Annotated in this window: 13 protein-coding genes; all 13 read right to left on the bottom strand. The window is 60.8% G+C overall.

Annotated elements, in window-relative coordinates:
- Positions 1-6 precede the first annotated feature (6 nt).
- The 13 genes from nagZ to PSV38_RS05640 all read right to left on the bottom strand — a co-directional run bounded on the left by nagZ (position 7) and on the right by PSV38_RS05640 (position 12,769).
- Positions 7-1,122, bottom strand: a complete 1,116-nt coding sequence (gene nagZ / locus PSV38_RS05700) for a beta-N-acetylhexosaminidase (protein WP_300545811.1) — start codon at positions 1,120-1,122, stop codon at positions 7-9.
- Positions 1,119-1,523, bottom strand: coding sequence for a holo-ACP synthase (gene acpS / locus PSV38_RS05695; RefSeq protein ID WP_300545809.1), 405 nt, complete (start codon positions 1,521-1,523; stop codon positions 1,119-1,121). The genes nagZ and acpS overlap by 4 nt, the downstream gene beginning before the upstream one ends.
- A complete protein-coding gene (locus PSV38_RS05690; protein ID WP_300545808.1) occupies positions 1,520-2,347 on the bottom strand; it encodes a pyridoxine 5'-phosphate synthase in 828 nt (275 codons plus the stop codon). The genes acpS and PSV38_RS05690 overlap by 4 nt, the downstream gene beginning before the upstream one ends.
- Positions 2,344-3,132, bottom strand: coding sequence for a DNA repair protein RecO (recO, locus tag PSV38_RS05685; protein WP_300545806.1), 789 nt, complete (start codon positions 3,130-3,132; stop codon positions 2,344-2,346). Before recO ends, PSV38_RS05690 begins: the two co-directional genes overlap by 4 nt.
- 24 nt (positions 3,133-3,156) lie before the next feature.
- Positions 3,157-4,116, bottom strand: a complete 960-nt coding sequence (gene era, locus PSV38_RS05680; protein WP_300546036.1) for a GTPase Era — start codon at positions 4,114-4,116, stop codon at positions 3,157-3,159.
- A gap of 134 nt (positions 4,117-4,250) precedes the next feature.
- Complete coding sequence (rnc, locus tag PSV38_RS05675) at positions 4,251-5,057, bottom strand: ribonuclease III (RefSeq protein WP_300545804.1); 807 nt, start codon at positions 5,055-5,057, stop codon at positions 4,251-4,253.
- Positions 5,058-5,088: 31 nt separating this feature from the next.
- The gene (locus tag PSV38_RS05670; protein WP_300545801.1) at positions 5,089-5,436 is read right to left on the bottom strand and encodes a DUF4845 domain-containing protein; all 348 of its coding nucleotides are present in this window, start codon (positions 5,434-5,436) and stop codon (positions 5,089-5,091) included.
- A gap of 17 nt (positions 5,437-5,453) precedes the next feature.
- Positions 5,454-6,425: a signal peptidase I gene (lepB, locus tag PSV38_RS05665; protein WP_300545799.1), complete on the bottom strand. Its 972-nt coding sequence runs from the start codon at positions 6,423-6,425 to the stop codon at positions 5,454-5,456.
- On the bottom strand, positions 6,425-8,233 hold the full coding sequence (lepA, locus tag PSV38_RS05660) for a translation elongation factor 4 (RefSeq protein WP_300545796.1): 1,809 nt from the start codon (positions 8,231-8,233) through the stop codon (positions 6,425-6,427). Before lepA ends, lepB begins: the two co-directional genes overlap by 1 nt.
- A gap of 437 nt (positions 8,234-8,670) precedes the next feature.
- Positions 8,671-10,260: a DegQ family serine endoprotease gene (locus tag PSV38_RS05655; RefSeq protein WP_300545793.1), complete on the bottom strand. Its 1,590-nt coding sequence runs from the start codon at positions 10,258-10,260 to the stop codon at positions 8,671-8,673.
- Positions 10,261-10,457: 197 nt separating this feature from the next.
- Positions 10,458-11,198: a sigma-E factor negative regulatory protein gene (locus PSV38_RS05650; protein WP_300545791.1), complete on the bottom strand. Its 741-nt coding sequence runs from the start codon at positions 11,196-11,198 to the stop codon at positions 10,458-10,460.
- A 93-nt stretch (positions 11,199-11,291) separates the two neighbouring features.
- On the bottom strand, positions 11,292-11,990 hold the full coding sequence (gene rpoE, locus PSV38_RS05645; protein WP_300545789.1) for an RNA polymerase sigma factor RpoE: 699 nt from the start codon (positions 11,988-11,990) through the stop codon (positions 11,292-11,294).
- A gap of 32 nt (positions 11,991-12,022) precedes the next feature.
- Positions 12,023-12,769, bottom strand: coding sequence for a hypothetical protein (locus PSV38_RS05640; protein ID WP_300545786.1), 747 nt, complete (start codon positions 12,767-12,769; stop codon positions 12,023-12,025).
- Positions 12,770-12,773: the final 4 nt, after the last annotated feature.

The raw sequence follows: 12,773 nt of genomic DNA, 5'->3' as shown, positions 1-12,773 counted from the left end.
CGCGCGTCAACCCGGCAGGCGGGCCAGGGCTTGGTGGTACGGGGCGTGGTGCATCAACTCATCCCAGGTGAAGGGTGCGGTTTGCGGCAACAGGTCTAAGCGTCGAGCTTCGCTGTCGGCGCTGGGCTGCCAAAGGCCGCGCGCATGGGCAATCTGCAACCCATCGAGCAGGTCGTCCACGGCCCTGCCACCTTTCAAAGACTGGTTGCACAGCAACACGAGGTCGCAGCCAGCATTGAGCGCGGCCACGGCACCTTGGGTGTGGTCGCCCGCCACGCTGGCGCCTTCCATGCTCAGGTCATCGCTGAAGATGGCCCCGGTAAAACCCATCTGCTCACGCAGGATGTCCTGCAGCCAGCGCTGCGAAAAACCAGCCGGCATGTCGTCCACCTTGGGGTAAATGACATGGGCCGGCATCACACTGGTCAGCGAGGTACTCATCCACTCATACGGCTTGGCATCGTCGCCCAGGATCGCCTTGAGGCTGCGGCGGTCAATGGGCACGTCGACATGCGAATCGGCCTTGACGAAGCCGTGGCCCGGAAAATGTTTGCCGCAATTGGCCATGCCAGCCAGCAGCAGGCCATGCATCACGCTTTTGGCCAGCATGGCCACCACGCGCGGATCTCGGTGAAAGGCGCGGTCACCGATCACGCTGCTCTCACCAAAGTCCAGGTCCAACACCGGGGTGAAGGTCAGGTCAACGCCGCAGGCGCGCAACTCGCTGGCAAGCACGTAGCCACAAGCCGTGGCGGCATCGGTAGCCGCCATGGCCCCACTGCCCTCGCCCGCCTTGCCATCCTTCATCCACATCTCACCCAAACGGCGCATGGGCGGCACGTGCGTGAAACCATCGGTCTTGAAGCGCTGCACACGTCCGCCTTCATGGTCCACGCAGATCAGCACATCGGGCCGCAGCTCTTTGATCTCGGCGCACAAGGCCGTGAGTTGAACGCGACTCGCCCAGTTGCGGGCAAACAGGATCAGCCCGCCGGTGAGCGGGTGCTGCAGGCGACGCCGGTCATCGGCATTGAGGCTCAAGCCTTCGATGTCGAGCACCACGGGAGCGTGGATGATGTCGGAATCGACATTGGCCTGGACGGAATGGGGCGATGGGCTCATGGGTGGTCGGTTTGGGTTTCGATGACAACGAAGGCCAAAGCATGGTCCACCTCATCGGTGACCGTGACATGGGCCTGCCATTTTTTTTGGGTGAACCAGTCGGCCAGTTCGCCATTCAACACAATGCGCGGGCGGCCGCTGGACTCGTTCAGGATTTCGCAGGAGCGCCAGGTCATGGGCCAGTGAATGCCCAATCCGATGGCCTTGGAAAAGGCCTCTTTGGCGGCAAAGCGCGTGGCCAGGTAGCGAAGGCCGCGAACAGCCACGCGGGCCTGGCGTTGGCGGTAAACCAACAGCTCTTGGGGGCCCAGCACCTTCTCGGCAAAACGCTCGCCGCGCCGTTGCAAAGCCTCCTGGATGCGACGGATGTCGCACAGGTCGGTTCCGATGCCGACGATCACGCGGACACCGCCCGGCGCGCACGCACGATCTCGGCCTTGAAGTCGGCGATGGCCTGCTTCAGCCCCACCATGAGTGAATGGCCGATCAAGGCATGACCAATGTGCAACTCGGTGATCGCGGGCATGACGGCAACCAGGGCGGTGCTGCTGGACGTTGGGGCCTCGACCCCGGGCGTGGGCAGCCAGTGCTCATGCAAGGCCAGTCCGTGTCCTGCATGCGTGCGCAGGCCCAGGCTTTGCGCGAGCTTCAGCCCGGCTTGAAGGCGTTGCAACTCGGCTTGCACACCCGAAGCATCACCGGCCCACCAGGCGTTGGCTAAAGCACCTGTGTGCAACTCCACACAGGGGGCACCTGCTTGTGCCACCGCTTCGATCTGAGCCGGATCAGCGCCAATGAACAGCGACACGCGCGCCCCCACGGCGGCCAAACGCGTGCAAGCATCTTTCACCCTGGACAGCTGCCCCAATACATCCAGGCCGCCTTCGGTGGTGATTTCCTGGCGCCGCTCGGGCACCAGGCACACATGCTCGGGGCGCGTGCGCTCGATGATGTCCAACATCTCGTCGGTCACGGCCGCTTCAAAGTTCAAAGGCGTTGCGATGCTGGACTTGAGGCGCGCCACGTCGTCATCGCGGATGTGTCGGCGGTCTTCACGCAAATGAAACGTGATGATGTCGGCGCCGGCCTCGGCCGCCAGGATTGCGGCCGCCACGGGGTCGGGAAAACGGCCACCGCGGGCATTGCGCACAGTGGCGACGTGGTCGATGTTCACGCCCAGCAAAGGGGCGTCGTGCGTGGTCAGGTGCGTGGCAGAAAAAGTCATGCCTGTTGAAGCTCCATCATGAGCTGGCGAGTGCGCAGCGTGTGAGATCCGAGATGATATTGAAGCAAGGCGCGCAGCACCGTTTTGAGTTCACTCAGGGCGGGAATGCAGGCCGCCATCAGGGGCGGCATGGCCGGGACCAGTATCGTACGCCCGCCCTCACCTTCGGTTGACAAGGCGGCTTCCAATTGACGCAAAACCGCACCATCCAGGACGGACCCATCCTCGCGTTGGCTTGCGCGCGACACGCCCAACTCCGGGTGAACTTCATAGCGCTGAACTGGCTCGACCGCTTGACCATCAACGGTCACCTGCGACAGGTCTGGCAAATGACCCAACTGGCGCAGCAGCACCATCTCGAAAGCCCGCAACGCAGCCTGCAGCAGGCTGGGATCGGCCAGGGCCGACAAGGTCTGGGCGTAGGCATCGAACAAGCCGGGGTGTGGGTCGTGACGGGCCAGCAGGCGCATCAGCAATTCGTTCAGGTAAAAGCCCGGCAACAAGGCCGCCCCACCTGGCCAAGCTGGACCACCAGCCCATTCGGCCTGGCGCAGCAGCCAGACTTCAGCCTCGTCAGAGCGCTTCACGCCAAACCCCACGTGCAGGCGCTGAAAGGGCATCAGCACCGGGCGAAGTTGCGAATAAGGTCGCTTGGCCCCCTTCGCCACGGCCACCACGCGACCTTGGTCGCGGGTGAACAGATCCAGGATCAGGCTGGACTCGCTCCAGTCATGGCTGTGCAGCACAAAGGCTGCACTGGAAGGACGGGACGCCGCACGGGCCACGCAAACGCCTTTGGGACCGCGCTGTTACTCGTAGCCGTAGGTGCGCAGACGGGCGTCGTCATCGGCCCAGCCTGAACGCACCTTGACCCAGATCTCCAGGAAGACCTTGCGGCCCCACAGGTGCTCCAGCTCGGTGCGCGCTTCCATGCCGATGCGCTTGAGGCGTTCACCCTTGTCGCCAATGACGATGCCCTTGTGGGTTTCGCGCTCCACCACGATGGTGGCGGCGATCCTGATGATGCCGGTGGCGCGCGGGTGATTGGCCAGGGGCGGCTCGTCCGTGTAGGTGTCGATCACCACGGTCGAGGTGTAGGGCAGTTCGTCACCGGTGAGGCGGAACAGCTTTTCGCGCACGATCTCGCTGGCCAGGAAACGGTCGGTGCGGTCGGTCAGTGCGTCCTGGTCGTACCACCAGCCTTGCTGTGGCAAGTAGGGCCGCACGATCTCCAGGAGGCGCTTGACGTCGTCATTGCTTTGGGCCGACAGGGGCACGAACTCCGCGAAGGGGTGGCGCTCCTGCATGCTCTGCAGCCAAGGCATGATTTCAGCGCGGCGGTGCACCAAGTCCAGCTTATTGGCCACCAGGAAGACGGGTTTGTCTTTCGGGCACAAGGCCAGCACCTTGGCATCGTCCAGCCCAAAACGACCGGCTTCGACCAGGAACAGCACCACATCCACATCGGCCAGCGTGGCCTGCACGGTCTTGTTCAGGTTGCGGTTAAGCGCGGCTGTGCCCTTGACCGTGTGCCGGGTCTGAAAGCCAGGCGTGTCCACGAACACGAACTGCGTCGTGTCATCGGTGTGGATGCCGGTGATCCGGTGGCGGGTGGTCTGTGCCTTGCGCGAGGTGATCGACACCTTCTGCCCGACCAAAGCGTTGAGCAAGGTTGATTTGCCCACGTTGGGGCGACCAATGATGGCGATGAGGCCGCAGCGTTGGTTCGCCACATCTGCGCCAGCCTTGGCACCGCCCGTTTTGGCCATCGCCAGCCCAGCCAGCATGTCATCCAGTGACGGGTTCAACGCATCAACGACCGGTGGTGCAGTGGGTGCCTGGGCAGGTGCCTCGGGCGAAGTGTCATCTGGTGACGAAGGGGTATCGGGCATGGTGAGAAGTGTCAAAGAGAACGTTTAGCACCCATCGCACGTTTCTTCGATGGGGTTTTAGAAATGGTGACGCCAGCACTCGGCTGGCCGGGAACACTGACCGACGGCGAAGGCAGTTGCTGCAGTTGGAGCAAGGCCAGTTGAGCCGCTACCTGCTCGGCGGCGCGCTTTGACAGACCCTCGCCCAGAACGGAAATCCCAAAATCTGGCAAATCGCAAGCCACCACGAACACCTGCTCATGCGCCTTGCCCCGGGTGGCATCCACGCGGTAGACAGGCACGGCCATCTTGCGACCTTGAAGCCATTCCTGCAAGGCCGTTTTGGCGTCCTTGCTCCAGACTTCCAGGGTGGTTTGGGCCATCACAGGCTCGAACAGGCGCAGCACCCAGGCGCAGGCTGGCTCAAAACCTGCATCCAGGTACACCGCACCGATGACGGCTTCCAGGGCATCCGCCAGGATGGAGGGCCGCTGAGCACCACCACCACGGGACTCGCCCTCGCTCATTTTCATGACCCCTGGCAAATCCAGGTTCAAGGCCAGTTTGTGCAGCATGTCCTGGCGCACCAGGTGAGCGCGCACGCGGGTCAGGTCACCTTCATCACTGCGGTCAAATCGCGCGTACAGCATGCTGGACACGGCCAGGTTCAGGACGGCATCGCCCAGGAACTCCAGGCGTTCGTAATGATCCTGCCCAAAGCTTTTGTGGGTCAGGGCTCGCGCCAACAGGGCGGGATCCTTGAATTCATGGCCCAACCGTTGCTGCAAAGCCTTCAGCGGCGAAGCAACCGCTGCGGTCGCCGTCGTGGATCGGGGCATCAAAATCCCACGCGATCAAAACCAGACGCCATCACTTGGATTGACCGTGGAACTTGATCAAGAGGTAGACCGGCTCAATCAGTTCGATTTCCTTGTCGTAGGCAAACTTGACCACGATCTTGTCGTTTTCCTTGGTGATCTCCAGATCACGCGAACTGATGGCCTCGACGTTGTACTGCACCGACTTGTCTCGGTCAAAGGCCGCCCGGATTTCCGGGACTGTGCTGCCTGCACCGGCGGCGCTCGTGACCATCTTCTGGATGGTCTGGAACTCCATGACGGCCGGCACCACTTTCATGATGACCAAGGCGAAGCTGCAAAGAATCACCGCCCAAAACATCAAGCCGATCAATGTGATGCCCGACTGCGAACGTTTCATGTTGTCCCCCACACGAATCATTGGAAAAAGCCAATGCGCTTCAAACTGCTGAAATTCATCCACACCACGAATGCCTTGCCGACGATGTTTTCGTCAGGAACAAAGCCCCAGAAGCGCGAATCCTGTGAATTGTCGCGGTTGTCGCCCATCATGAAGTAATGGCCGGCTGGCACCTTGCAGACCACACCTTCAACACTGTAGCTGCAGTTTTCCTTGAACGGATATTCTTCAATACCCTGAGCTGGAATATCAGGCTGGCGGGCTTTGTCCACCAAAATCCGGTGATTCGTACCGCTGAGGTTTTCCGCAAACTGCAAGAAATAACGCAGGCTGTCCTCGTCGTAAAATTCGGCCAAGGGCGTTTGTTCGATGGGCGTGCCGTTGATGGTCAGGCGCTTGTTGATGTAGGCGACCGTGTCACCCGGCAGACCCACCACCCGCTTGATGTAATCCAGGCGAGTATTGACGGGGTAACGGAACACCATCACATCGCCACGCTTGGGATCGTGGTTGGCGATGATCTTTTTATTGATCACCGGCAGGCGGATGCCGTAGTGAAATTTATTGACCAGGATGAGGTCGCCGATCAGCAAGGTCGGCACCATGGAGCCGGACGGGATCTTGAAGGGCTCGAACAAGAACGAGCGCATCAGGAACACCACCACGATGACGGGGAACAAGCCGGCCGTCCAATCCAGCCACCAGGGCTGCATCAACAGGCGCTCTTTGGCCTCGGTCACATTGCCATCAACCTGGGCAATGCCTTGACGCCTCAGTTCCGCACGGCGGGTTTCGTCTTGCGCGACAAGGTTGGCAGCAGCCGCTTCGCGCTGAGGCTGGAACTTGAAGCGCTCAGCCAGCCAATACAGCATGGTCACGACAGACATGATGAACAGCAGGAACGAGAAGTTGCCTTGCCATTGACCAACGTACCAGCCGCCCAGGTAGATTGCCAGGGCGCCATAAAAAATACCGGTGAGAAAACTCATCAATCTTCCACTTGAAGGATGGCCAGGAACGCTTCTTGGGGCACTTCAACCGACCCAATCTGCTTCATCCGCTTCTTCCCGGCCTTTTGTTTTTCGAGCAACTTGCGCTTGCGGCTGATGTCGCCGCCGTAGCATTTTGCCAGCACGTTCTTGCGCAGCGCCTTGATGTTCTCCCGCGCAATGATGTTGGAGCCAATGGCCGCCTGGATGACCACGTCGTACATCTGCCGCGGAATGTGTTCGCGCATTTTGGCGGCCACGCCACGACCACGGAACTGGCTTTGCACGCGGTGCACGATGATCGACAGGGCATCGACTCGATCACCATTGATCAGAATATCGACCTTGACCACGTCGGAGGCGCGGTACTCCTTGAAGTCGTAATCCATCGAGGCATAACCGCGCGACACGCTCTTGAGCTTGTCGAAGAAGTCGAGCACGATCTCGGCCAGCGGCATCTCATAGGTCAGCATGACCTGGCGGCCGTGGTAAGCCATGTTGAGCTGCACGCCACGCTTCTGGTTGGCCAGGGTCATCACCACGCCAACATGGTCTTGCGGCATGTACAGGTGCATGGTGACGATGGGCTCGCGGATCTCCTTGATGCGGCCCAGCTCGGGCATCTTGGACGGGTTCTCGACCGAGACGATCGTACCGTCGTTCAACTCGACCTCGTAGACCACGCTGGGCGCGGTCGTGATCAGGTCCTGGTCGAACTCGCGCTCCAGGCGCTCCTGCACGATTTCCATGTGCAGCAGGCCCAGGAAGCCGCAGCGGAAGCCGAAGCCCAGCGCTTGCGAAACTTCTGGCTCATACCGCAGCGACGAGTCGTTGAGCTTGAGTTTCTCAAGCGCATCACGCAGTTGGTCGTACTCGCTGGCCTCGGTCGGGTACAGGCCGGCAAACACCTGTGGCTGGATTTCCTTGAAGCCAGGCAGGGCTTCGGTGGCCGGGCCCGCGTTGTTGGGCTGCTTCTTCTCGACCGTGATGGTGTCGCCGACCTTGGCGTTCTGCAGCTCTTTGATGCCGCAGATCACGAAGCCCACTTCGCCTGCGCGCAATGCAGGGCGATCGACCGACTTGGGCGTGAAGACACCCAGGTGTTCAGCGGGGTAAACGGCATTGGCCGCCATCAGCCGAATGCGTTCGCCCTTGCGCAACTCACCGTCAATCACGCGCACCAGCATGACCACGCCGACGTAGTTGTCGAACCACGAGTCAACGATCATGGCGCGCAGCGGGCCATCGGGATTGCCTTGCGGTGGTGGCATGCGGGCCACGACGGCTTCGAGGATGTCTTCGACACCCATGCCGGTCTTGGCAGAACAAGGGATCGAGTCGGTGGCATCGATGCCGATCACGTCTTCGATCTCCTCCTTGGCGCGCTCGGGGTCGGACTGCGGCAAGTCCATCTTGTTCAAGACGGGGATGACCATGACACCCAGGTCAAGCGCGGTGTAGCAGTTGGCCACGGTCTGCGCTTCAACACCTTGGCTGGCATCGACCACCAACAGCGCGCCCTCACAGGCCGACAGCGAACGGCTGACTTCATAAGAGAAGTCCACGTGTCCAGGGGTGTCGATCAAGTTGAGGTTGTAAACCTGACCATCTCTGGCTTTGTAAGACAGCGCAGCGGTCTGGGCCTTGATGGTGATGCCACGCTCTTTCTCGATGTCCATCGAGTCGAGCACCTGGGCTCCCATCTCTCGGTCGCTCAGGCCTCCACACAGCTGAATGATGCGATCGGCCAGGGTGGATTTGCCGTGGTCGATGTGGGCAATGATGGAGAAATTACGGATGTGATTCATAAAAAAAAGGCACGTCGAAATGTATGACGCGCCTTCCAACAAAAACGTATGGCAACTGCTTGTTGGGACTTCATTGTAGCCAAAACGACCCCACCCAGAGCCGCATCCCGGCCGGGCAAAGGGTCGTTGCAGGCCGCCAACAAAGACATTGTCAACAGGTTATCCACAGACTCTTGTTGACAAGTTCGGCGATTCGGGGACCCGTTCGGTCATTCGGCGATGACCTCTCATATCCCGATCAGCAATGGCGCGCTCAACGGGTGGATTGTAGCCAGATTCCAACGCGATCGAGCCGAGTTATCAACAGCAATTGCACAAGAAAAAGACTTGCAAGATGTGCCACAAGTCCGTGTATTTTTTGCAATAAGAAATCCCGCAAGCCCTTTTGGAGCTTACGGGACCGGTTCAGTCGGGCTTTCGCAAATCAGCCAGGCTCATCACTTGCTGGGGCGAATCAGCACGTATTGCGCGCCATCACCACGGCGCACCAGCACATTCACCGGGCGGCCCTTCTCCAATTTGGCCAAGGCCGCCTCGAATTGGCGCACGTTGGCGACCTGAGCGTTGCCAACGCTCAAGATGACATCACCAGGGCGCAAGCCTGCGCGTGCGGCCGGACCACCCACCTCTTCGACCAACACACCGCCGTTGATCTTGAGCTCGGCTTTTTGCGCGGACGTCAGATCGGTCAGACCCAAGCCGAGGGACGCCACCGCAGTGGGCTTGGACTCGGCCGGTGCGTTGTCACCAGCGGCGGCTTTGGCGGCCTTCTCAAGGTCAAGCTCGACCACCGTGATGCCCAGGTCTTTGTAGGCGCCGCGACGGAACACTTGCAAAACCGATTTGGTGCCGGGCTTGGTGCCCCCCACCAAACGTGGCAGGTCACCAGCGGTCTCCACCGTCACACCATTGAACTTGGTGATGATGTCACCGGCTTCCAGCCCAGCCTTCGCTGCAGGGCCACCGGGCTCCACCATGCGAACCACCGCGCCTTGCGCCTTGCTCAAACCCAAGGACTCGGCCACTTCTTTGGTGACCGGTTCAATCTGCACACCAATGCGGCCACGCACCACCTTGCCGCCCGAGCGCAGCTGGTCGGCGACCTTGATCGCATCGTCGATGGGAATCGACAAGGAGATGCCCATGAAGCCGCCCGAGCGACTCAGAATCTGCGAGTTGATGCCCACCACCTCACCGCGCATGTTGATCAGCGGACCACCGGAGTTGCCGGGGTTCACCGCCACGTCGGTCTGGATAAAGCGGACCTCTTCACCGGTGTCGCGCGCTTTGGCGCTGACGATGCCGGCCGTGACCGTGTTCTCCAGGCCGAACGGCGTGCCAATGGCCATGACCCATTCGCCCACCTTGAGTCGACTCACATCACCGATGCGCACTGCGGGCAGGTTCTTGGCTTCAATCTTGAGCACGGCCACATCGGTGCGCTTGTCGGCCCCCACCACCTTGGCCTTGAACTCGCGTTTGTCGGTCAAGGTGACGTAGACATCATCCGCGCCATCAATGACGTGGGCATTGGTCATGACCAGGCCGTCAGCGCTCAGGATGAAGCCAGAGCCCAAACCACGGGGGCGCTCCTCGCCCTCGGCATCGCCTTTGGGCGTGGCCTTGGGGGTGCCTTTTCGCTGACCTTGCCCTGGCATGGGCGTGCCAAAAAAGCGGCGGAAGAACTCACGCATCTGCGCATCAGCATCGTCACCGCCGTCTTCGCCAGCGTCAGTGGCGACTCGTTGGGTGGTGCGAACGCTGGCCACAGACGGCCCCACTCGCTCCACCAACTGGGTGAAGTCAGGCAGCCCCTGGACCAACAAGGGAGGCTGAGGCGTGGTGGGCGCTGGGACGGCGATAGGCGTCGCTGCGGCCAACACGGTGGCTGGCTGCTGCGCCTGGGAGGCGTGAGGCAACAGGCTGGAGCTCAATAACAGGCCCACCGCCATCACGACGCCGCCCACGACCAAGGTGCGACGCACGACCGAGCTGGTGGAAGGTCCCGACTGGAAAGAAGATGTCATTGCTGAAAACCTCACAAATACAAACAAGTAACGATTGAATCAACGTTGGAGCCACTCAACCGAATGACAGTTCACCATCCGATGGTTTCTGTTGGTAAAGCGGCACCCCCGGCATGATCACTACAAACAGCAACGCCGCTTGGGCAAACCAGAGCGGCGCTACATCACAGGATGGTGGATTTCAAACAACGCGGTGATCAGGGCGTTTCATAGAGCACATTGCGCACCAACCCACCCGGCGAGGCAAATGATGGCTGGCCGTGGCCTTGAGCACGACGAGCGGACAGAGCTTGCTCAAGCTGTGGATCACGCCAGACCGACGCGCCCGCTGCCGCAGGATCATTGCCCATCGTAGAGGGAAAGGCAGCCCCCTCGGCCAAAGAGGCGGCGGTCACGCCACTGCCTGACCACGTCGCAATGGTTGCCGTGGCAGATGGCGCGAAGGCCTGTTGTGCTTGGTCAGGGGCCGGAAAGGCGCCCTGAGCCAGACTGTCGGCGGGCAAAGACTGCCCGGTCGGCAAACCACTTTGATGGGTCACCAAAGCGCCCACCACCATCACGAAGCAGGCGGCCACGGCCATGGGGCCAGCCCACACGCGTCGGCGCAAGGGCTCGGCACGCGGCACAGCCACCACACCGATGTCGACCACGGAAGACTGGTGGCGCGCCACCAGACCGGCGGGCGCCAGCACGACCGGCTCTTGAACCAGCCGCTCACGGAATGATTTGAGGAAATGTGAACTGCCGGATGCATGGGCCAGTTCATCTGAACGCATGACGTCACCAATGAGGTGGTAGTCGCTCCAGCGAGCACGAGCCTTGACATCATCACGCCACGAGGCACAAGCGCGGGCGACCTCAGCGACGTCAGCCTCGCCATCGGCCAAAGCCGAAAGCGTTTCCAAGGGCAAATCATCATCCATGCGGCGGTCAGACATAGGCGGGCTCCGTGTCGACATTTAAATCAGGCCAAGGAATTTTGGCCATTCTGGCAATTCAGAGGCCCCAGTTCACAAAAAGTTCACTCAACTTCACCAACGATCGCCATCTTTGGTGTCCAGCAGGGGGCGCAAGCGTTGCGCGATGGCATCCCGGGCCCGAAAAATGCGCGATCGAACCGTGCCAATGGGGCAACCCATCACCTCGGCAATCTCCTCATAGCTGAGGCCTTCGATTTCGCGAAGGGTGATCGCTTGGCGCAAGTCTTCGGACAAGGCCTCGATGGCGGCATTGACGGTGTTGGCAATCTGGCGGCTGGCCATCAAGGATTCGGGGGTTTCCCCGGTGGTGAGTTCGTTCTCGACGCGGGAAGTGTCTGAATCATCGTCATCACCCGCGCCTGCTCGCGAGGATTCAGTGACCAAGGGGTCACGGCGCAAACCAATCAGCGCCTTTTTGGCGGTGTTGACCGCGATGCGGTAAAGCCAGGTGTAGAACGCACTTTCGCCACGAAAGTTGGGCAAGGCGCGGTAAGCACGGATGAAGGTCTCCTGGGCAATGTCTTCCACCAGGTCAACATCGCGCACCATGCGGGCAATCAGGCGCTGGATGCGGCGCTCGTATTTCACAACCAGCATTTCAAAGGCACGTTGGTCGCCGCGTTGCACGCGCTCGACCAACAAGGCGTCCACGTCAACGATGGGCGTGACCGGGCCGGCATCTTGGCCTTCCACGCCCACCGCGATCAGGGATGGGTCGAAGGCCTCCGCTGACACAGGCTGGTCAGGCATCACGGGCGGCTCGGAAGGCATGCGCGGCGGAGTCACGAGCGTACCTTCCGTTGAACAGCCTGCTTGGATTCAACCAGGATCATCGTTTCGGCAAAGTCACTGTTGACCACTGCATCGTTGGGTTTGAAGGATGAAAGCAAGTTGGACCACTGACGTTGACGATGCCCGGATGATGCCACCACTTGCTCTGAACCGACCTGATTGGCTCGCGGGCTGAACAGCAGTGCCCGCAGGTGGTGCCCCGCGCCGCCTTTGAAACAAATCCTTGCGTTCAGCCATGACCAGGACACCGCTGGTTGCTCCTGCCCTTTGCAAAGCATTTTGACCAAAACCCAGGAGCCCAAATCAAAAACCACATGAACAACGACGGCCTGTGAGCACGCTGAAGGAGCTTCTTTCACCGACCATCCGGGAGGGATCTCGGCCGGAGAGCTGCCTGGGCGGAAAGGCGGCAAACCACCCCAATGCAAAGTCACCGCCCGGTTGACGTTCAGGCTCTGCCATGACCGCCAACACATCATCATCCAAGGCACACCCACCGTGAATGCGATCACAACGGGGAGCCTGGCCCCCTGCCCTGACCATGCTTGCGAAACCAGCGCCAACGTCCAAGTCAACAACAATGCCGTGGCAGACAGGAGCAAAGCCTGAGCAGCCCGACGCACTGGTCGCGCTTGGGCCACACCCATGGGCAACTGCCATTGTGCGTGCGACCCCAATAGCCCCTGATGCAAAAAGCGCCCGTCCGCAGCCCCCGCAATGTCATCGGCGAAAGGCATGGAA

The organism is Aquabacterium sp. (genome assembly GCF_029946005.1).
GTDB lineage: Bacteria > Pseudomonadota > Gammaproteobacteria > Burkholderiales > Burkholderiaceae_C > Aquabacterium.
The sequence above is the reverse complement of the archived record's forward strand: the minus strand, read 5'-3'. Positions and strand labels throughout refer to the sequence as shown.

Coding starts and splice junctions, on each gene's coding strand:
- rpoE (WP_300545789.1), bottom strand. CDS start 11,990: ATGCCTGACCAGCCTGTGTCAGCGGAGGCCTTCGACCCATCCCTGATC.
- PSV38_RS05650 (WP_300545791.1), bottom strand. CDS start 11,198: ATGTCTGACCGCCGCATGGATGATGATTTGCCCTTGGAAACGCTTTCG.
- era (WP_300546036.1), bottom strand. CDS start 4,116: ATGGCCAAAACGGGCGGTGCCAAGGCTGGCGCAGATGTGGCGAACCAA.
- lepB (WP_300545799.1), bottom strand. CDS start 6,425: ATGAGTTTTCTCACCGGTATTTTTTATGGCGCCCTGGCAATCTACCTG.
- lepA (WP_300545796.1), bottom strand. CDS start 8,233: ATGAATCACATCCGTAATTTCTCCATCATTGCCCACATCGACCACGGC.
- rnc (WP_300545804.1), bottom strand. CDS start 5,057: ATGCCCCGATCCACGACGGCGACCGCAGCGGTTGCTTCGCCGCTGAAG.
- PSV38_RS05640 (WP_300545786.1), bottom strand. CDS start 12,769: ATGCCTTTCGCCGATGACATTGCGGGGGCTGCGGACGGGCGCTTTTTG.
- nagZ (WP_300545811.1), bottom strand. CDS start 1,122: ATGAGCCCATCGCCCCATTCCGTCCAGGCCAATGTCGATTCCGACATC.
- PSV38_RS05670 (WP_300545801.1), bottom strand. CDS start 5,436: ATGAAACGTTCGCAGTCGGGCATCACATTGATCGGCTTGATGTTTTGG.
- PSV38_RS05655 (WP_300545793.1), bottom strand. CDS start 10,260: ATGACATCTTCTTTCCAGTCGGGACCTTCCACCAGCTCGGTCGTGCGT.
- PSV38_RS05690 (WP_300545808.1), bottom strand. CDS start 2,347: ATGACTTTTTCTGCCACGCACCTGACCACGCACGACGCCCCTTTGCTG.